Origin of the sequence: Phenylobacterium sp. (assembly GCF_035276905.1) — a bacterium.
GTDB lineage: Bacteria > Pseudomonadota > Alphaproteobacteria > Caulobacterales > Caulobacteraceae > Phenylobacterium.
Map to the genome: position 1 here is coordinate 15,456 of NZ_DATELG010000072.1, position 18,218 is coordinate 33,673.

An 18,218-nucleotide genomic window follows, 5' to 3' on the forward strand; every position below is an offset into this window, starting at 1 on the left:
GTTGTATTCGTGATGTGCCCAGCCGTATGTGAATACGGCGCTAGGCTGTTGCAGGTGGAAGCTTAATCCGCTTTTTGATCAATTCGTTTTATACGTGGCGAAGGCGATTTCGCGCTTGGATGCCAGATATTTAAGCGTCGGCGTCGCTATAGACGACTTTTCCTTCAAAGACAGTCATCAAGACCCTGGTTTGGCCCACATCGGCGACGGGAATGCCGAACAAGTTCCTGTCCAGAACGATAAAATCGGCTGACTTTCCCGGTTCCAATGATCCGGTCTTCTTGTCATGCCCCACGGCGCGCGCGCCGGCGATCGTCATCATCTCCAGTGCGCTTTTCAGAGAGACCGACTCTGTCCCTCGATCGAGCATGCCCTGCAGGGCAGGGAAGAGGTTGGGGTTCTCGGTCAAGGCCCAATCCGAGCCGATCGTCACCGCCGCTCCGTTTCGCTCCAGCGTTCCGAACTTGCAGCCCGCGTCGAGAACTTCGAAGGGGGGTTGCCGGTAGTGCCAGACCGCCGGCGACATCTCGGCCGTTACGTTCAGCTGGGCGAAGCGCCCCATGTCATCCGGCGCAACGAACAGGGCGTGGGCGACATCGTGCCGCGGTCCGTCGGAGCCATTCAGCGCTCTTACCCGCTCCACCGCGTTTAGGGCCGCCCGTACGGCGCCTTCAGCGGCGCAATGCATCTTCACCGTAAGATGCCGACGGTCGAACCTCGCCAACCCCTCGAAGAGCTCGTCCTCGCTGATGATGAGGTTTGCGTCCGGCCGGCCAGTCACCGGATCCAGCCGGGATTCCGTGCAATGGGGCGGAAGGGGCGCGCCATCCAGCCAGCATTTGACGAAATGCGTGCGGACATGGGCAGAGGCGTAACGGCCGTGCGCGGCGATCAAGGCCTCCATGTCCTCGTCGCTGGCGCCGCTTAAGCCCTCCTCCCTCCAGATAATATGTGTCGCGACATGAACGGTGAGCTCGCCTCGCTGATCGAGGGCGTTCAGCACCTCGAGCTCGGCGAGCGTCGCGCCGGCCTCCTGCAACGAGGTGATGCCGTAGCGATTTGACATCGACAGCGCCCATTGTACCGCGTCCAGGCATACGTCGGGCGAAGCTTGCGCAGCGAGCCGCCGCACGGGCCGCGTGGCCGTTTCGACAAGTTCGCCGGTCGGCTCGCGCGAGCCCGCACGCCGGACGATCCGTCCGCCATGCGGATCGGGAGTCTCGCTCGTGATTCCGGCAAGCTCCAGCGCGCGGGAGTTTGCGAAACCATGGTGAAGCGTAATGTCGTAAAGAAACACGGGCGTGTCGGGGTAAGCTTCGTCCAGAAATGCCCGGTCGAGTTCTCCCTCATTAAAGGTGAGCGCGTTATACTCGCCCCCGACGATCCAGCCGCTCAGCTTTCCGCGCTGGCACTTGCCGCACTCACACAAGGTGTCGAGGATCTGCTGCGGCGATGGATTGGGGCCGAGGCGGCACTCGTGTCGGAATTTCAAGCCGGCGAGCAGAAGGTGGGTATGCGCGTCGTGCAAACCCGGCATCACCATTCGTCCGCCGAGATCCACGAACTCGGTCGCTGCGGTGGCCGCTTGCCTGATGTCCGCGGTCGACCCGATGGCCGCGATCAGGCCATCCTCCACCAGCAAGGCCTCATGCCAGGAGCACTCGGGATCGACGGCGTAGATGCGTCCATTAATGTAGGCGGTCGAAGCCTCGCCGGCTTTCGTCATAGCGTGCCCTCACTGACAAGGTTGATCTGGTCCGGCATGGAGCCGAGGCGCTCGCGAAGCTCGCCAAGCATGGCGCGGGGATCCGCATCGCGCGCGATCACAACGACCCGGCTGCCGCGTTCCATCTGGTTCCAGCTGGCCAGCAACTCGGGTGGGTAGAAGACGCCTTGGACTCCATTGACGGACACGGGCTTCGGGCAGCCTTCGATATTCAGCACGCCCTTGAGCCGGAGAAGGCGATCGCGGTGACGGGCGAACATAACATCAAGAGCACGGGCCGCCCGTGACCAGACGAGCGGCTGGCTGATCTTCATGGATGCTGTCTCGATGCCTGCCGCGTGATGATGTGAGTGGGCCGCCGGCGTCGCCATCGCTCCGCTGGAGCGGGCCGCCAAGAAGGCGTCCGATGGCACGTCGCCGCGATCAGCTTTAATCACCTGCGCCGTCGGATTCACCTTGACGATATGCGCGATCGCCTCCGCCGTCGCAGCCTCGTCGACAAGGTCTGCTTTGCTGATAACGACCCGATCGGCCAACGCGATCTGCACCGCCGCTTCGGGCGAAACGGACACCGTGCGCCCGATGTTCGTTGCGTCTGCGACCGTGATGACCAGGCCTAGCGAGAAGCGATCTCCGATCCAGCCGTCGGTGAGCAGTCGCGTTACCAGCGGGCCCGGGTCGGCAAGCCCCGTAGTCTCGATGACGACCCGCTTGAAGGGGGGGATGAGGCCCTGCGCGCGGCGTTCATGAAGATCGCGAAGCGTGTAGCCGATGTCCTCCACCAGCGTACAACAGATGCACCCGCCGGCGAGAATGATCGGCGCGACGCGCTTTTCTCCAAACAGCAGTTGATCGACGACCGCTTCTCCAACCTCGTTGATGATCAAGGCGGTTTCGGAGAATTCCGCGCGCTCGAGAAGCTGTCGCAGCAAGGTCGTCTTGCCGGCCCCAAGGAACCCCGTTACGATCGTGATCGGACAGTTTCCGTACTGGGTTCTCGTCATTCGCTCCTCGACGCACTTCGCCTCCGCCGTTGGGTTGCGAACATAAAGCAGGAGGGAATGGTGTCGCGTCCAACCGTGCCAAGAATGGTCTCGACGTGCCGAATGATCGTCAGGCAGCCTACCGCAGCATCCGTCGCCCGGCCGAGCATTCGGCCTGCAATTGCGACTATAAGTTGCTGAGACGATGAGCGTGGGGCAGGGCGGCGCCCTGGATTTCTTCGCCACCGCGCTGAAGACCCACTATGATATTCCGCGCGTCGAAACAATCGGAAGCGCCGAGTATTGTTATGGGAAGGTCTCCACTCAACGCCTAGCCGCGATGAACCTGGCGCAGATCGAGGCGAGGCGTATTCGATGCCAACGCCCCTCGCTGGCTGCCGATCGGCAAGACCGGATGTTTCTTCTGGTGCCGACACGGGGGGAGTTGATGGTCGAACAAAATGGGCGTTCGGCGGGGTTGGCGCCTGGATGCTTCACGCTGATCGATTCGAAGTTGGACGGCAGATTGATGGTGCCCGAAGAAAGCGTCTCTTTCGTTATGGAACTTCCCCGATCTGCATTGAATCGCTTTCACGTTCCGGCGGACTGCGTGTTTTCCCGCCGTATCGCCGCCAGCGAGAACATCAGTCTCGTGCTGGCCAACATCCTGCAGACCATTTTTTCTGGCTGGATGAATGCGTCGACAGACGATGCGGCTCTGGTTGAAGACATGGTGTTGCAATTGCTTTGCCAGGCCATTCAGAAATCATTGGAGCTCGGAACCGGCCGATATGGCATATTGATAGAGCAGATGCGCGACTGGACCATCCATCACATCGATCGGCCTGACCTTTCGCCCGAGATCCTCGCCCAACAATTTCATATCTCTCGTCGCACAATATATAGATTGTTTGACGAAATCGGCACGACTCCAATGAAATGGCTCTGGGACGTTCGCCTTGATTATGCGAGAGCTCAGCTGAGCCGCGGTGAACTCTCGGTCAGCGACACCGCCTACTCGGCCGGGTTCAACGACACGAGCCACTTTACGCGTTTGTTCCGACGGCGCTTTGCAGAACTTCCCAAGCAGGTCCGCCGCCCGACCGCCCATCCAAAACCCAAAGGTCGGTGACGCCCGGGCGCTGCCCGACCTCAGGACCTCAGCTTCCCTAAGCCAGCACTGCGTCGAAATAGGTCATGCCGCTGTTGGCGAGCAGCGAACCGCCATCGACCGGCAGCACTGCGCCGTTGATGAAGGACGCCGCCGGGGAGAGCAGGAAGGCGATGGCTTCGGCGGCCTCCATGGCTGATCCGGCGCGGCGCTGCGGCACGTGTTCGCTTACCTTTGCATAGGCTGCATCGAGATCGTCGCCGATCGGAAGCATCCGCATCTCCTCGTCCGACATCTCGGTCCGGATCCAGCCGGGGGCGACGGTGTTCGCGCGCAAGCCGAACCGGGCGTATTCGTAGGCGACAGACCCCATGAAGTGGCTGACCCCCGCTTTCGCCGCCGAATAGGCCGCCAGCCCTGGACCGGTCTGAAGCGCCCCGACGGAACTGACCGCCACGACCGCGCCGCGCGCCTTCAGGAGGTGGGGCAGCGCCGCCTTGGTCATCACGAAGGGCGCCGTGAGATTGACCGCGATCTGCTTTTCCCAATCTGCCAGCGAGCATTCCTCGATCGCGGCCGAGATGACGATCCCTGCGTTCAGCACCAGGCCGTCGAGACGGCCGAAGCGGTCCACGACCTCGCCCACGAACCGTTCGCTGGCGGCATAGTCGGCGACGTCGAGCGCCATCGGAATGCAGCCCGTCTCGGCGGCGACCTTCTCCAGCGAGGCCACGCGGCGACCGCACACGACGACCGTGTGGGTGGCCGCAAGCCGTTTGGCCGTCGCCGCGCCGATGCCGCTGCCGCCGCCCGTGACGATCACGACCGGGCGATCGGAGACCTCTGAACGCGCCATTCTCGCTGCTCCCTTGTGCCTTCGCCGCATGTCCTCGGGCGAACTCCCTCATAGCCTGAGCGAAAAGCAGAGTCGAAGAAAAACCCGACTCATATCGAGTTATGATTGACTTATGCTGCAAGCCGTCCGGAGATGGGCGCGCCATTTGGGGATGTTTCTCATGATCGACGTGAAGCTGCTGCGCCGGATCTGGCCTGTGATCGCCGGCACCACGGTGGCGATGATCCCGATGGAGACGGCGCCCTTCCTGATCAGCGCCGTGGTGGAATCGAGCGGGATTACCCAGGCCCAGGCCGGATGGGTGGGCAGCGCCTCGGTCGGGGCTGTCGCGGTGACCTCGATGATCGCAGCCCCGGCGCTGCACCGTTTGCCATTCCGTCGGACCATGGGATGCTGCGCGCTGCTGCTGATCCTGGGCTATGCGGGCCTCATCGCCGCCGGTTCGCTCTGGAGCGTCGTCCTGCTGGCGGTGATCGCCGGCGCCGGCAGCGGCGGCCTGATATCCGGCATGGCCATGCTGGTCGCCGGTCTGCCGGACCCGGACAAGGCCTACGGCTACATCTATGCGAGCACCGGGTTTGCGTTCGCGCTGCTGCTTCTCCTGTTGCCGATGGCGGACAAGTCGTTCGGCCCGGGGGCCTTGTTCGCGGTCATTGCGGCCGCGGCCGCGCTCGCCTCGCTGGCGCTGGCGAAGCTCGCGGCGCCCGCCGAGGGCGAAGAGGCCGGCGACGGCGCAGCGGGCCAGGTCCGCTGGGGAGCGGCGGGTCTCGTCGCGCTGGTGATGACCATCGGCTTCCCGCTCTATGGCGGCATATTCGGAATGGCGGAGCGCAAGGCGCTGGAGGTCGGGATGACCAGCGTGCAGGCGGGCGCCACCCTGTCCGCGGCGACGCTGCTCAGCATCGCCGGGTCGATGCTGGTCGCCGTCGTCGGGGTGCGATGGGGCCGGGTGCTGCCGACGGTCGTGGTGATGCTGCTGGCCACCTTGGCCTACTATCTGACGCTTGGCGCTCGGGACGCCGGCGCCTTCGTGCCGGGCCTGTTGATGTTCGGCTTCATGCAGCTGGGCCTCAATTCCTACTTCTTCGGCCTGGCGTCGGTGCTGGACAGGGGCGGGCGGATCGCCGCGGCCCTGCAGGGCTACTCCCTGATCCCCTACGCCCTGGGGCCGGGCCTGTTCGTCAGCCTGGTGGGCGCCGGGCCCCTGACCCAGCTCGCCGTGCCGGCCGTCGCGGTCAATATTGCCGCGCTCGTCATCCTGCTGCCGGTGCTGATCGCCGTCGACCATCGGGCGCGAGCGCGCCCGGCGCTCGCCGAGGCCAGCGCCTAAAGCATTCGGCGAGGCAGCTCCGCAGGGATGTAGAGCTGCAGATAGGCGACGGCGATGCAATAGGCCTCGTCGACCATCTTCGGTGAAAGCTGATCGTATTCGATGAGCGAGAGGCTGAACATCAGGTCCATCGCCTCGACCGCTCGGAAGAAGATCCGATCACGGTCCTCGAATTGCGGCAGGACGAACTGACTGTCGATCTGCCGTTCAAGGAGTTCGCTGTGCCGTCGGTCGGCGCGTCGGCTCTCAGACTTTATCGATGGCGGGGCCTTTGGCCCGAACATCAGCTTCTGGGCCGCGATGTTCGCGTCAAAATATCCGTGGGCGCGGCGCACGAATTCTTCAACGATGCCGGCCCAGTTCTCGGCGGCGCGCGCCGGCTCGACGAACAGCTGGTGGAGCTCCTCGTCCAGGCTCGTGGCGAGCTCGGCGTAGAGGTCCTGCATGTCGTTATAGAAGTGGTACGAGGAGCTCTTCGGAATGCCGGCGCGGGCGGCGACTTCCGAGAGGGTGATCTGATCGATCTCACGCTCGGCCAGCAGCTCCTTCGCCGCCGCCAGGAGCTGCAGCCGGCGCGCGCGCCCGCGCGCTTGGGTGGTGCCCCGTCGGGCCTGTCCTAACATCCCGTGCTATTCGCCGGCCCGGCGCCTGGGCGTGTCAGGCGCCGCCGTCGAGGTATGCCGCGGCGACGTCGCAAACGCGGCCGATGAAGCTCGGCGCGAGCTCCCTTGCGAACTCTGTCTCGTAGCGGGTCTGGATCCAGCCAAGATAGGTCGTTCCACGCAGGAAGAGAAAAAGCGGCAGGCTGCGCCGGTCGGCGTCGGGCAATCGCCGAACCTGATCATAGCCTGCGAACATCGCCTCGACATAGGCCGAGTAGCGCCCTTCGCCAAACCGCAGGAAGAGAACGGTCGCCAGCTCGAACATATGCCAGCCGTATCCGCAGTCGTCGAAATCGATCAGCACCAGGCCGCGTTCATTGCGCAGCAGGTTTTCCGGGGCGAAGTCGGCGTGGATCAGTCCGTAGCGAGACGGAGCTTTGCCATAGTCGGCCAGATCCAGGGCCGCACGGTCACGCGCCGTCTCCAGCAGCCGTCGCTGGGACGCCGTCAGCAGCGGAAGGTCCAGGAACCGGCCCCAGAACGGTTGCGGGCCGATCAGGCCGTCCTCGTCCCAGGCGTGCCGGCGAAAATCGGCAGGCCGGGACCAGGCCGCGGCCTGCTGGTGCAGTTGCGCCGCCAGCGCGCCGATGTCCCGGAAGAGGCCCACGGGATCCGCCTCGTCGAGCTGGAGGCCGTCCTCGACCGAACCGATCGGAACGCCCTCCACCCACCCCAGCATGTCGACCTGCCGCGGTTCCGGCACGCCCTCGCAGTCGACGTGGGTGAACAGGTCGCCGTGCGCCGGCGGCAGGACCGGCGGGACCTGCAGGCCGTGATCGGCGAGCGCGCCGATCCAGGCCAGCTCGGAGCGCAAAGCCTCATCCGAATGGTAGGCGTGGCGATGGACGCGCAGCGCGATCCTGCGCCCGTCGTCGCGGGTCGCGGAAAAGACCGCGTTCTCGCGATGTTTGACGAGTTTGAGGTCGGCATAGGCGCCGGGCCAGCGCTGCAGCGCGCGGCGGGCGAGGGCCGTCAGCCGCTCGGCCTGCTCGGCGGGCGAGACTGCGTAAAAGTCCGGCAGACCGTCCGCCGGCATCAGAGCGACTCCAGGACGTGGTCGAGGGTCTCGATCAGGATGTCGGCGTCCGCGCGGCTGAAGACCATCGGCGGCCGCATCTTCAGGACGTTGTCGTGGACGCCGATCCGGCTGATCAGCACGCCGGCTTCGCGCATCCGATTGATCGCGGTCCGCGCCAGGGCCGGGGCGGGGGTCTTGGAGTCGCGGTCCGACACCAGCTCCAGCCCGAAGAACAGCCCGCGGCCCCGGACGTTGCCGATGACCGCGTGCTTCGCCATCAGCCCGTCGAGCTTCTGGCGGACGTACCGGCCGACGGCGTCGGCATTGGCCAGGAGCTTTTCCTCCTCGATCACCTCGAGGACCGCCATGGCGGCGGCCGCGGAGACCGGATTGCCGCCGAAGGTGTTGAAATAGTTCGCATCCTTGCCGAACGCGTCGACCAGCGCCCCAGGCGCGATCACGCCGCCAGCGGGGTGTCCGTTGGCCATCGGCTTGCCCAGGGTCACAAGGTCCGGCGTCACCCCCTGCACCTGGTGGCCCCACATCCGCTCGCCGGTCCGGCCGAAACCGGCCTGCACTTCGTCGGCGATGAAAAGGCCGCCGGCGGCGCGCACGATCTCCACGGCCTTCGCCAGAAAGCCCGGCGTGAGATCCGCCAAGCCTTCGTTGCAGAACATCGGGTCAAAGAGGAGGGCGGCCATGCGGTAGCCGTCGGCGGCGAGAGACGCCACGGCTTCAGCGACCCTGTTCGCATAGGCCTCGGCCAGCGCCTCGCCCGCAAGCTGCTCGCGGTAGGGGTCCGGGATCGGCACGGCGCGGGCGAAGGCGGGAAACGGCTCCGGCGTCGGGAAGGCCGTGGTCAGCGACGCCAGCAGGCGGGAATTCCCGTGATAGTTGAAGTCGCTGACGATGATCCCCTGGCCGCCGCTGCGGTAGGCGGCCATTCGCATGGCGAGCTCGTTGGACTCCGTCCCGGTGCAGGTGAACATGACGCTCGAAAGCGGCGCATCCACCGTGGCGGTCAGTCGCTCGGCGTATTCGACGACGCGCTCGTGCAGATAGCGGGTATGGATGTTCAAGGTCGCGGCCTGACGGGCGATCGCCTCCACCACCCGCGGGTGGCAATGGCCCACGTGCGGCACGTTGTTATAGACGTCGAGGTAGCGCCGGCCATCGGCGTCCTCGACCCAGACGCCTTCGCCGCGGACGATATGCACCGGCCGGTCGTAGAAGAGCGGGGCGTTCGCGCCCAAGACGCGCCGCCGACGATCGAGCAACTCTTGATCCGGGATCATGACAGCCTCCTATCTGGCTTCGTCGGCAAGGCCGGCCGTCAGCGCGCGGTCCACCTGCAGGCCGGCGACGAATTCCGTGTCGGCCGATCAAACTCGACTACAGTCCGGATTATATTCTGTCAATCGGTGGCGGCTGGCGGTCGGGCAGGCGCGAACGCTGACAGAAGGCGGGTGCGCAGCTGCTTCGGGTCCTGAAGCCAGTTTGGCCGCAGGCGCGAGACCTCGGCCTGGGAATAGGGCTTGAAGCCGCTGGGCGGCGGCGGTCCCATCGTCTTGACCAGCCAATTCAGCAGGTCCGCCAATTCGCCGTCGCTGAGCCGCGAGGTCGCGGCGCCCGGGACCTGGACCAGATATTCGCGGCCGCCCGGGATCGTCAGGAACTGTGAGACTTCGCCGCGCATGTCCGGAACCTTTCCGGGGCTGCCGCTTCCATCCGGCAGGTGACATCCCTGACAGTGAAGGATGTAGTTCAGCCGTGCGGAGCGCGCGGGGCCCGCCGCCGGCTCGGCCGCGAGGCCGTGCCCAGCCAGGGCCGCGCCGAGGGTCAGGCCGAGCAGCCACGCCGTGGCCCGTCGACGCCCGACGGCGCCGTCGCGGCGCTCGCCGCAAAGGGCGTTCGGCTTGCTAGCCATCGCCGATCAGGTTCGAACGCTCGATCAGGGTTGGGGCCCAGTTCTCGGGAAGCGGCGCGACAAAGAGGTTTTCGGTCCGATAGTGGCTGATGCGCCAGCCCTCGCCCGTGCGCCGGAAGCGGATCTGCAGCCGGCTGGAACGGACCAGGGTCGAGCCGTCGGCGAAGATCCAGGGTTGCATCTGGACCCACCGGCCTTCGGCGGTGTCGCTCGCGGGAATGATCTGCTCACTGCACAGATAGTGGGTGTTGAACACCTGCCGCGGAGTCCCGCCGAAGAAGTCGGCGAAATGGGCGGCGATTTCGCCGCGGCCTTGCTTGCGCCCGAACTGGGCGCCGTGCGCAGAACCGACGCCTTCCCAGATCGCGTCCTCGGTGAACAGGGTGGCGATCGCCTCGTGGCGGGGAAGGGCTGCGTTCTCCGGCTCCGGAAGCGGCGCGTCGCAGAGGAACATGTAGCGCCCGACCAGTCGACGGATGTCCGCCTCGGAACGGAGGAGGGCGACCTCGGCGCGCAGCTCGGCGAGCGCGTGCGCCAATTCCGCGGCGGTCGGGTCGGGGCTGGAGAGATCTGACGCGGCCATGGTCAACCTGCGGGTCCAAGGACGACAGCGGTGGAGCAGTTGTAGACGACTCCCGCCGACGTTCCGAGGCACCAGTCGGCGTCGTTGGTCGTCGAGGGCTGATAAACCGGGGTGTCGCCTTCGCTCCGGGAGCAGGTGCAGCGGCCGCAGGCGCTCTTCCCGCAGCAGTCGTTGTAGGAAATGATATAGGGCTTGCCGTCCGTCGGATTGCGGCAGGTGCCGACCCAGGTGATCGGCGACGGCTCCGTGCCCGGCGGGCAGGAGGACGCCGAGCCGCCGCAACAGGCGCAAAGGAAACCGTCGATCCCGCAGTAGCGCCAGTAGTCGCAGGCGGTGGGATCGCCGGTCTCGCCCGGCTGCACAGGGTTGGCGGGACGCTGGGCCGAGGCCCTCGCCACCGGCAAAAGCGGCGTCACGGCCACGCCGGCGGTAAGCGCGCCGGCCAGGCGACCGAAAAGGCTTCTGCGGGAAATTTGCTTCGCCGCGCGCCGGGCGACGCGTTCGGCGATGCGATCGAACCTGTTCATTGATGATCCCTGCATCACCCGCCGAAGGCGAGGACCTTCCGTTGGCGAAACTCCTGGAGCGAGGCCACGCCCTGCCTTTGCGCCTCGAAGAGGCTCTCCAGATGTTCCCGATTGTTGACCAGGCCCTTGGCGACGATCTGGCCGGCCGCGTCGATCAGCACAGCATGCGGCAGTTTGGAAACCTGGTGCGCGAGGCCGAGCGCCGTCGACAGCACCAGCGGGAATTTCTCGAGCCCGTGCTCTGTGACCATCTGCTGCTGGGCCTCGGGCTCGCCGTCGCTCGCCAGCACCAGGCGCAGGGTCGGGCCGTGTTCCTTGGCGATCGACTTGAGCGCCGGGACGAGCGCCTTGCAGACCGGACAGCCGGGCGAGAGGAAGAACAGCAGCGTCGAGGCCTCCGACGGCCCTCCCAGGCTCACCTGCCGGCCATCGATCGCCGCAAGGTCGAAGCGCGGCGCCGGCTCGCCGACCTTGGGGCCGCCCGGCAGCGTCAGGGCGCCGACGGGCCCGAGCCGCTCATGGAGCATGCCGACTTGTCGCAGCAAGGCGATGACGACGACGATAAGGCCGATGAGCACGACCCACTGCAGCAGGAGGGCGCCAGTCAGGGCGGCGATCATGTCGTTGACCTCGAGGGAAGGGCGCTCGCCAGTTCGATCGCGCCGTACAGGAGCGCTGCGCTGACCAGGGCCGGCGCGAGCTGGAGCGCGTCGAGCCAGCCAAGCGGACGCTCGACCGTCGCCAAGAGGCCGGCGAGCGCGACCCCGGCGAAAGCCAGGTTGCGAACCGCCATGGCCGGCGTCAGCTCGCGACCTCGCGCGCCGAAGCTCAGGCAACCGCAGTCGATGCTGCGGCGTCCGGCGCGGATGGACGTCCAGAGCAGGCCGGCGTAGGCGACCAGCAGCAGCGCCGCGCACGCCAGCGCCGGCGCGAACAGCGCGCGCGACGGCGCCAGCGCCGCCGCGCCCACGGCGAACTCGACGCAGGGCGTCACGATGGCGAGACCGCCGGCGGCGGGCCCGAAGACGCGATAGCCGACGAGCGTCCGGCGAAAGCGGCTGGGCTGGCTGGCCTTGTGCGCGGCGGCCGCAAGGAACAGCGCGCCGGTCGACAGGCGCGCCGCGAGGGGGACGAGGACGTCGATCATGGCGCGCCCGCCGCGCGGCCGACCGGGCTCGGCTGGATGACCGTCATCTCGTTGGCCAGGCCGCCGATGGTGCGCAGCTTGCGCCCCGACGCCGGGTCGAGCACTTCGAGGTTGGGGTCGCCGAACAGCACCAGATAGAGGCGCGGGTCGGCATCGCCGCTGACGGCGATCGAGCTCGCCGGCCGGTCAAGCTTGAAACGCTGAAGGCGCTTTTGGGTCCGCACGTCATAGACCCAGACTTCCGTCCCGGGATCCTTGTGGGTGTCTCGGCCGCCGGCATGCATGAGTGCGAACATTCGCCCCGTCGGGGCGTGGTAGGCGACGGGCTGCAGGCCGCCGAGCCGCCAGCCCTCCTCGCCCTTGCCCAGCAAGGACCAGGTTTCGCGAACGACGGCGGTTGGTCCGCTCGCATCGACCGCCCGCACCTGACTATCGAACGTGAAGAACAGCCAGGTCTTCGGGCCGATGCGGAGCGGTTTCTCGTTGGCCGGGTCGGCAAGCGCGAACAGCGGCTTGGAGACCGCGCCAAGCGTCACCTTTCCGGCCTCGTCGAGGGTCGCGCTCTGCAGCGAGCCGTCCTGGCATTGCATGAAGAACGACCGCGGACCGGTGGGATAGGCCAGGGCGCACCCCGCCGTGGCAAATTCGCCGACGAACTTCTTCTGCGCGAGATCGACGATGGTGAGCGACTGCTCAGGCGTGAAATTGTAGATGATGGAGAAGCGGCCGTCGTCCGTCGTGGGCATGGAGCTGAGGAACGGAAGCGACATGAAGCGCTTGGGCGGTATGACGACTTCGGGACCCGGCTGCAGGGTCTTGACGTCGTAGAAGGTGACGACGTCCGTGCGCTCGCCGCGGCTGCCGCGCGAGTAGAAGGTCGAGGGAACGGCGAAGCTGCGCGCGTCGGGCGCGATCTGCAGCACCCCGTGCGCCATCCCGCCGCTGACCATGCCAAGGAAGGCGCCTGTGTCTGCGTCCAGCAAATAGGCGCGGCCGTCGATCATGTGGGTGAAAGAGACGTCATTCACCCACACCCAGTGGGGCTGCATCTGATCTTGCAACTCCACCATCGTAAGGGTTTCCGGCTTGAGCTCCGCAGCGGCCGGCGCCGCCATGCAGGCGGCCGCCAACACGCCCAGAAGCGCCTTCAGCTTCACCATCGACTTGGCTCTCGGCTACTTCTTGGTGGTTGCGAGGTAGGCGATGACATTCGCGCGGTCCTTGGCGTTGGGCAGGCCCATGAAGCTCATCTTGGTGCCCTGGACGAGCGCCTGCGGCCCGGCGAGGAACTTGTCGAGGTTGGTCTTGGACCAGGTGAGCCCCGAGGCCGTCATCGCCTTGGAATACTGATAGCCCTGCACGCTGCCGGCCTGGCGGCCGATCACGCCATTCAGGTGCGGCCCGATCGTCGATCCGGCGCCGGGGGTGACCGAATGACAGATCGAACAGCGCTGAAACACCTGGGCGCCGGCGGCGGCGTCTCCGGCGTCCGCCTGGGCGCCGCTGGAGACCGCCACTGCGGCCGCCAGGCCGAACAACATCGCGCGAAACATGACGCTTGCTCCTTCAGGCAGTGGCGCGGGGATGTTCAGGGTTGCTTGACGAACTGGCCGACGGCGTAGGTGTCGCCGCCGCACACCCACTGACCGTTTTCCTTGGCCCACAAGAAGAGCATGGCGAAGGTGAACGGCTTTTCTTGCGGATTCTTCGGCGTGACGTGAAAATTGGCCCACTCCCAGGCGGCGTCTTTGCCGACGTGGTGGGCGACCGGCTCGATTTTCACGAACCCGATCTTCACGACCCGCTCGTACTCCTCCATGAATTCAGCGCGACCGATCACCGGCTTGCCGTCTGGCCCAAAGCTGACGGCGTCCTTGGCGTAGAAGCCGTTCACCACGGAGGCCGCGTCGGAAGCGGCGAACGCCTTTTCCTTCATCCGATAAAGCGCGTCGGCCTGCTGCCGAAACTCGGCGACGTCCGCCGGATCGGAGGGGGGAAGAGCGCCGAACACGCGCGTCTGTGGCGCGGCCTGCGCCGGGGCGGCGGCAAGCGCCGTCAGAGCCAAGCCTGCCGCAGCGAGGGCCGTAGCGATTTCGCGTTTCATCTGTTCAAACCTTATCAGTTCAAAATTCAGCGGAAGTGGTAGCTGAGGCTTACGCCGTACCAGCGCGGCCGCGCGAACGTCTGTTCCGTGAATCCAAAGGGTCCGGAAAGATCCAAATTGTAGAGTCTATAGTATTTGTTGGTCACGTTGTTTACAAACGCAGCTATTTCTATGTCTCTAGCGTCGAACTTGTATGACGCTCTCACATTGCCGACGACGCGAGACGGCTCAAGATCCACCGGCGCGTTGAAGGTCGAGAAGTACTGCTTGCTGTCATACTTCCAGTCGGTCTGGATGGCTGCTTGACCTGGGCCCAAGGCGAACGCGTATCGGCCCATCCACCCGACGCTGACCTTCGGAGCCTGCGGCATGCGCCGGTTGACGACGTCCCCAGACGGCAAGGTCACGCCCCGCACGCTGGCGTCGAGGAAGGTGGCGAATGTCTGCAGATATAGTCCGGAGATCGGTTGGGTGTTGAACTCGAGCTCCAGGCCGTTCACTTCGGCCGGCTTGTTCCGCACCACGAGCGAGACGCCGACTGTCTCGAACGACTGATAGTTGTGATAGTCGTAGTGAAACAGCGACGCGTTGAAGTGAGACGTATGGTCGAACAAGGTCAGCTTCATGCCGCCCTCGTAGTTCGTCAGAGTCTCGCTCTTGAACGGGATGGTCGCCGGATCGAAGGGGCCGAACGCGGGCGTACCGAAGCCGCCGCTCTTCGTGCCCCGGTTGATGCTGACATAGAAGAGCTGGTTCAGCCCGGGGCGGTAGTCGATCTCGCCCTTGGCTGAATAGGCGCCCATCGCGAGCTTGGCGTACTGCGGGAAGGTCGTCGGGTTGAACACGAAATCAGTCAGCCCGTTTTCCTGGTGCAGATAGTCGTACTTCTTCCAGTCCTTCGAAACGCGGAGCCCGCCGATCACGCTGAAGCCGTGGCCGACGGCGACCTCTCCCTGGCCGAACGCGGCGAGCGTTTCGGTGTCGAGGATCGTGCGATAGATCTCGTCGAGTCCGAAGGCGCCGGTCGTGTCGGTGTTATAGGAGTTGAAGGTGTGGATCTTCAACGCGTACAGGCCGGCGACCCAGTGGGTATGCGCAAGGTCCTGGGAAAGCCGGAACTCCTGCGAGAGCTGGTAGAGATGCTGTGACGTAGAATATTGGAAGTTGCTGACGGGCGACATGTCGTCGTCCTCGCCATTCTTCTTCGCCAGCGACTGGTAGTTGGAGATCGACGTCAGCTTGATCGAGTCGAAGTTCTGTTCATAGCGCCCCGTGGCGCTCCAGTAGCTGCGGTCAAAATAGTTCGGGCCATTGAAGGCGCCGGTAAAGGGGTTGGCGCTCGGGGAGCGATAGCCGAGAGCGTCGCATCCGGGGCACGTGTTCCATGGATTTTCGGTCGGCCCGATGAACTCGCCGAGGCCCTGGGAATTCGGAAAGGCCGGCGCGTGGGTGTATAGGCCGGCCTGGCGGTCGTGATTGTTGCGCAGGCCTTCGAGCTTGATCTTGAATTCGCCGTCGCTGCCGACGTCGCCGGCAAGCTGGATGCGGCCGGCATAGAAGTCCGCCCTTCCCAGATCCCGGCCCGCAAGGTTGTGGATGTAGGCCCCGCCGGTGCTGGTCGTGAACGACACGCGCCCGCGCAGCGTGTCGGTCAGCGGGCCGCTGATCGCCCCCTCGGTCGTGTACTGGCCGTGGCTCTGGGCGGAGACGGTCAGGAAGCCTTCGGGGCTTCGGGTCGGCGCCGCCGACAGGATCTGGGTCAGGCCGCCGGTCGCGTTTCGGCCGAACAGCGTGCCCTGAGGTCCGCGCAGAACCTCGATGCGCTCGAGATCGTAGGTGGTGCCGCTGATGGCGCCCAGCGAGCTGATGTAGACTTCGTCGCTGTAGTAGGCGATCGGGGCTTCCTGTGAATCGGCGAAGTCGTTCTGCGACACGCCCCGAATGTTGAAGACCGTAATGGTCGGCGAATATTGATTCACCTGCAGGCTGGGCACTTGCGTGGCCAGGGCGGTCACGTCCTGGCGCCCGAGCGCCTCGAGACCGGTCTTGCCGATGGCCGAGACGGCGACGCCGATGTCCTGCAGGCTTTGTGCGCGCTTTTGCGCGGTGACGACGACTTCCTCGATCTGGTTGGCGGGCTCGGCCGCGAGCGCCGCCGCCGCGGACATCGTCCAGACCGCCGCGCTGGTGCAGAGCAGCCTCTTGAGCGGTTGATTCATTGGTCATCCCCCTTGGGCGCGCCGTCGCGATTGGTCTTAAGCGATCGGTCAAAAACCCGAAGCAATTCGACTGTTTCACCGGCTTGCGGCGGTGTCAACAAGTTGTCACCGGAATGTTTTCGCGATGACCGGCCCGGGGAGGAGCGGCGCTAATTTTCGGGCGGCAGGACGGCCGCCAGCCCTCGCCCGAGGGCCGGCCGCGCCCCGGAAAATCCCTCGTAAGGTGCGGTATATGCGAGCTAAACTGGAATCCATGCATCGCCTGATGCCTGGAAAATAGCCAGCGTTGGCATAAAGCCGGGCGCTTTCGGCGAGCCCGGCCAGGCGCGTGAAGTATGAGGTGCCGGCGCCGCATCGGATTGCTATGGCCGCGGTCGCGTGGACTCGATGGAAATCGAGCTTTTCGCTTTATCTTCTGGATTGCGGTCGCTAGCTTCGGAGCCTCAGGCTGCGGGGCGAACCCGGCGCATACTTAGGGAGTCGAAATGGACAAGGCGCAGCGTAGCGACGACGCCCCGGACGTCACGCGTCGCGATCTAATCGGCGGAACGGTTTTGGGGACGGGCGCCGCCCTGTTGGCCATGTCCGCGCCCGGCCTTCTAAGCTCCGCCCGCGCCCAGACGGTGGATACGCCCCTCACCGGGCTCGGCCCCGATTGGACCGGCCCGGGCGGCGTCGGCGACTATGCGGGAAAGAACGGCAACACCGCCGACGTCCTGAACGCGGCGCACGGACACATCCGCAACGGCGATTTGAACGCGCAGATCGCCCGGGCGCCGGTCGTCGACGACCTCTATGACCTGGTGATCGTCGGCGCCGGCATTTCCGGGCTGACGGCGGCGTTCGTCTATCACCGCGAGCACCCGAACGCGCGGATTCTCATCCTCGACCAGCATGCGATCTTCGGCGGCGAGGCGAAGCAGAACGAGTTCGAGGTCGACGGCTATCGCCTGACGGCGCCGCAGGGATCGACCGGCATCGTCGTGCCGTTCGCCCGCGCCCAGGAGTACGGGTTCGGCTCGCCGTTCCTCAAGGAGCTCGGCTATCCGGAGACCTTCACCTATCAGAAGGCGGAAAACACCACGAAGCCGATCCTGGTGCCCGAAGACGCCTGGGGCCCCATGCATATCTCCTGGGAGCGGGGCGATACGGCCTTCTACTATGAAGGCAAGGGCATGGTGATCAACCCGTGGCGGAACGGCTTTCGCGACGCGCCGATACCCGAGAAGCTGAAAAAGGCCCTGGTCGATCTCGAGCTCTTCAGGACGCCGCCGGTCCGCGACGACTGGGCGCAGTGGCTGGACTCGATGACCTACAAAGAGTTCCTGCTGAACGTGGCCGGCGTGCCGGCGGACTGTATCGACGGGGTCCTTGAATACCTTGATCCGGTCATGGCCAGCATGGGCTGCGGACAGGGCGGCGAGTTCATTTCGGCCTATAGCGCCTACAACTACCTGCAGCCGGGCGTGAACGCCTATTATCGCTACCAGAACGGCGGCGCAGATCCGACCGACACCCTCTATCTGGCGTCCTTCCCGGGCGGCAACACGATCGCCGCGCGTCGGTTTCTGAAGCACGCCAAGCCCGAAGCCTTGAGCGGCGGCGACAGTCTCTACGACGTGATGGTGGGCAAGGTGCAATGGGACCAGCTGGACAAGCCCGGTCAAACCGTCCGCGTCAGGCTTTCGAGCACGGTCTTCTCCGTGCTGCACGAGGGCGACCCCGCCAAGGCCGACGCCGTGCGCGTGACCTATGATCAGGGCGGCAAGCTGTCGAGCGTCCGCGCCAAGGCGGTGATCTGCGCGGGCCAGCAGCATGCGAACAAGCGCATCTGCAAGGATGTCAGCCCCGCTTACCGCGAGGCGATGGAAGCCTTTCAGCACACGCCGATGCTGGTGATCAACGTGGCGCTGAGGAATTGGAAGTTCCTCGACAAACTCGGGGTCGCCGGCGTGCGGTGGTTCGGCGGCCTCGGCTGGTGGACCAGCCTGCGCCGCAACCTGGTGATCGACGGCCACGAGCCCC

The 18,218-nt window shown here is 65.5% G+C and carries 18 protein-coding genes; 3 read left to right on the forward strand and 15 right to left on the reverse strand.

Annotated elements, in window-relative coordinates; all coding sequences use genetic code 11:
• Nucleotides 1–130: 130 nt before the first annotated feature.
• Together VJS38_RS02985 and VJS38_RS02990 are read right to left on the reverse strand one after the other, a co-directional pair.
• Nucleotides 131–1,726, reverse strand: a complete 1,596-nt coding sequence (locus VJS38_RS02985) for an amidohydrolase (protein ID WP_324086668.1) — start codon at nt 1,724–1,726, stop codon at nt 131–133.
• On the reverse strand, nt 1,723–2,730 hold the full coding sequence (locus VJS38_RS02990) for a CobW family GTP-binding protein (protein WP_324086669.1): 1,008 nt from the start codon (nt 2,728–2,730) through the stop codon (nt 1,723–1,725). Before VJS38_RS02990 ends, VJS38_RS02985 begins: the two co-directional genes overlap by 4 nt.
• Nucleotides 2,731–2,914: 184 nt before the next feature.
• Here VJS38_RS02990 and VJS38_RS02995 point away from each other — a divergent pair, with 184 nt between their 5' ends.
• Complete coding sequence (locus VJS38_RS02995) at nt 2,915–3,841, forward strand: helix-turn-helix domain-containing protein (protein ID WP_324086670.1); 927 nt, start codon at nt 2,915–2,917, stop codon at nt 3,839–3,841.
• Nucleotides 3,842–3,878: 37 nt separating this feature from the next.
• Here VJS38_RS02995 and VJS38_RS03000 read toward each other — a convergent pair whose 3' ends face one another.
• The gene (locus tag VJS38_RS03000) at nt 3,879–4,676 is read right to left on the reverse strand and encodes an SDR family oxidoreductase (protein WP_324086671.1); all 798 of its coding nucleotides are present in this window, start codon (nt 4,674–4,676) and stop codon (nt 3,879–3,881) included.
• A 160-nt stretch (nt 4,677–4,836) separates the two neighbouring features.
• On the opposite strand from VJS38_RS03000, the gene VJS38_RS03005 reads away from it, so the two are divergent.
• Nucleotides 4,837–6,006, forward strand: coding sequence for an MFS transporter (locus VJS38_RS03005; protein ID WP_324086672.1), 1,170 nt, complete (start codon nt 4,837–4,839; stop codon nt 6,004–6,006).
• Here the strand turns inward: VJS38_RS03005 and VJS38_RS03010 are convergent.
• From VJS38_RS03010 to VJS38_RS03065, 12 genes are all read right to left on the reverse strand, one after another.
• On the reverse strand, nt 6,003–6,629 hold the full coding sequence (locus VJS38_RS03010) for a TetR/AcrR family transcriptional regulator (protein ID WP_324086673.1): 627 nt from the start codon (nt 6,627–6,629) through the stop codon (nt 6,003–6,005). The two genes, VJS38_RS03005 and VJS38_RS03010, sit on opposite strands and share 4 nt — an antisense overlap.
• A gap of 34 nt (nt 6,630–6,663) precedes the next feature.
• Entirely contained in the window at nt 6,664–7,704 is a 1,041-nt protein-coding gene (locus VJS38_RS03015; protein ID WP_324086674.1) for a phosphotransferase enzyme family protein, read from the reverse strand.
• Entirely contained in the window at nt 7,704–8,981 is a 1,278-nt protein-coding gene (locus VJS38_RS03020; RefSeq protein ID WP_324086675.1) for an aspartate aminotransferase family protein, read from the reverse strand. Before VJS38_RS03020 ends, VJS38_RS03015 begins: the two co-directional genes overlap by 1 nt.
• A 119-nt stretch (nt 8,982–9,100) precedes the next feature.
• Nucleotides 9,101–9,613, reverse strand: coding sequence for a hypothetical protein (locus VJS38_RS03025; RefSeq protein ID WP_324086676.1), 513 nt, complete (start codon nt 9,611–9,613; stop codon nt 9,101–9,103).
• Nucleotides 9,606–10,196 carry a nuclear transport factor 2 family protein gene (locus VJS38_RS03030; protein ID WP_324086677.1) on the reverse strand — a complete coding sequence of 197 codons (591 nt, stop codon included), beginning with the start codon at nt 10,194–10,196 and terminating at the stop codon, nt 9,606–9,608. The genes VJS38_RS03025 and VJS38_RS03030 overlap by 8 nt, the downstream gene beginning before the upstream one ends.
• A gap of 2 nt (nt 10,197–10,198) precedes the next feature.
• Nucleotides 10,199–10,723, reverse strand: a complete 525-nt coding sequence (locus tag VJS38_RS03035) for a methylamine dehydrogenase light chain (protein ID WP_324086678.1) — start codon at nt 10,721–10,723, stop codon at nt 10,199–10,201.
• 14 nt (nt 10,724–10,737) lie between these two features.
• Complete coding sequence (gene mauD, locus VJS38_RS03040; protein ID WP_324086679.1) at nt 10,738–11,343, reverse strand: methylamine dehydrogenase accessory protein MauD; 606 nt, start codon at nt 11,341–11,343, stop codon at nt 10,738–10,740.
• Nucleotides 11,340–11,870, reverse strand: a complete 531-nt coding sequence (locus VJS38_RS03045; RefSeq protein WP_324086680.1) for a MauE/DoxX family redox-associated membrane protein — start codon at nt 11,868–11,870, stop codon at nt 11,340–11,342. Before VJS38_RS03045 ends, mauD begins: the two co-directional genes overlap by 4 nt.
• Entirely contained in the window at nt 11,867–13,030 is a 1,164-nt protein-coding gene (locus VJS38_RS03050) for an amine dehydrogenase large subunit (RefSeq protein WP_324086681.1), read from the reverse strand. Before VJS38_RS03050 ends, VJS38_RS03045 begins: the two co-directional genes overlap by 4 nt.
• Before the next feature lie 15 nt (nt 13,031–13,045).
• Entirely contained in the window at nt 13,046–13,423 is a 378-nt protein-coding gene (locus VJS38_RS03055) for a cytochrome c family protein (RefSeq protein ID WP_324086682.1), read from the reverse strand.
• A 35-nt stretch (nt 13,424–13,458) separates the two neighbouring features.
• Entirely contained in the window at nt 13,459–13,974 is a 516-nt protein-coding gene (locus tag VJS38_RS03060) for a nuclear transport factor 2 family protein (RefSeq protein ID WP_324086683.1), read from the reverse strand.
• A 26-nt stretch (nt 13,975–14,000) separates the two neighbouring features.
• Complete coding sequence (locus VJS38_RS03065) at nt 14,001–16,193, reverse strand: TonB-dependent receptor (RefSeq protein ID WP_324086684.1); 2,193 nt, start codon at nt 16,191–16,193, stop codon at nt 14,001–14,003.
• A gap of 485 nt (nt 16,194–16,678) precedes the next feature.
• Between VJS38_RS03065 and VJS38_RS03070 the strand changes: the two genes are divergently transcribed.
• Nucleotides 16,679–18,218, forward strand: a 1,540-nt coding sequence (locus VJS38_RS03070) for an NAD(P)-binding protein (RefSeq protein ID WP_324086685.1), incomplete at its 3' end; no start/stop codon positions are given.

Bases quoted from the DNA above. Each gene is read 5' to 3' on its own strand.
- VJS38_RS02985 (WP_324086668.1), bottom strand. From the start codon at position 1,726: ATGACGAAAGCCGGCGAGGCTTCGACCGCCTACATTAATGGACGCATC.
- VJS38_RS02990 (WP_324086669.1), bottom strand. From the start codon at position 2,730: ATGACGAGAACCCAGTACGGAAACTGTCCGATCACGATCGTAACGGGG.
- VJS38_RS02995 (WP_324086670.1), top strand. From the start codon at position 2,915: ATGAGCGTGGGGCAGGGCGGCGCCCTGGATTTCTTCGCCACCGCGCTG.
- VJS38_RS03000 (WP_324086671.1), bottom strand. From the start codon at position 4,676: ATGGCGCGTTCAGAGGTCTCCGATCGCCCGGTCGTGATCGTCACGGGC.
- VJS38_RS03005 (WP_324086672.1), top strand. From the start codon at position 4,837: ATGATCGACGTGAAGCTGCTGCGCCGGATCTGGCCTGTGATCGCCGGC.
- VJS38_RS03010 (WP_324086673.1), bottom strand. From the start codon at position 6,629: ATGTTAGGACAGGCCCGACGGGGCACCACCCAAGCGCGCGGGCGCGCG.
- VJS38_RS03015 (WP_324086674.1), bottom strand. From the start codon at position 7,704: ATGCCGGCGGACGGTCTGCCGGACTTTTACGCAGTCTCGCCCGCCGAG.
- VJS38_RS03020 (WP_324086675.1), bottom strand. From the start codon at position 8,981: ATGATCCCGGATCAAGAGTTGCTCGATCGTCGGCGGCGCGTCTTGGGC.
- VJS38_RS03025 (WP_324086676.1), bottom strand. From the start codon at position 9,613: ATGGCTAGCAAGCCGAACGCCCTTTGCGGCGAGCGCCGCGACGGCGCC.
- VJS38_RS03030 (WP_324086677.1), bottom strand. From the start codon at position 10,196: ATGGCCGCGTCAGATCTCTCCAGCCCCGACCCGACCGCCGCGGAATTG.
- VJS38_RS03035 (WP_324086678.1), bottom strand. From the start codon at position 10,723: ATGAACAGGTTCGATCGCATCGCCGAACGCGTCGCCCGGCGCGCGGCG.
- mauD (WP_324086679.1), bottom strand. From the start codon at position 11,343: ATGATCGCCGCCCTGACTGGCGCCCTCCTGCTGCAGTGGGTCGTGCTC.
- VJS38_RS03045 (WP_324086680.1), bottom strand. From the start codon at position 11,870: ATGATCGACGTCCTCGTCCCCCTCGCGGCGCGCCTGTCGACCGGCGCG.
- VJS38_RS03050 (WP_324086681.1), bottom strand. From the start codon at position 13,030: ATGGTGAAGCTGAAGGCGCTTCTGGGCGTGTTGGCGGCCGCCTGCATG.
- VJS38_RS03055 (WP_324086682.1), bottom strand. From the start codon at position 13,423: ATGTTTCGCGCGATGTTGTTCGGCCTGGCGGCCGCAGTGGCGGTCTCC.
- VJS38_RS03060 (WP_324086683.1), bottom strand. From the start codon at position 13,974: ATGAAACGCGAAATCGCTACGGCCCTCGCTGCGGCAGGCTTGGCTCTG.
- VJS38_RS03065 (WP_324086684.1), bottom strand. From the start codon at position 16,193: ATGAATCAACCGCTCAAGAGGCTGCTCTGCACCAGCGCGGCGGTCTGG.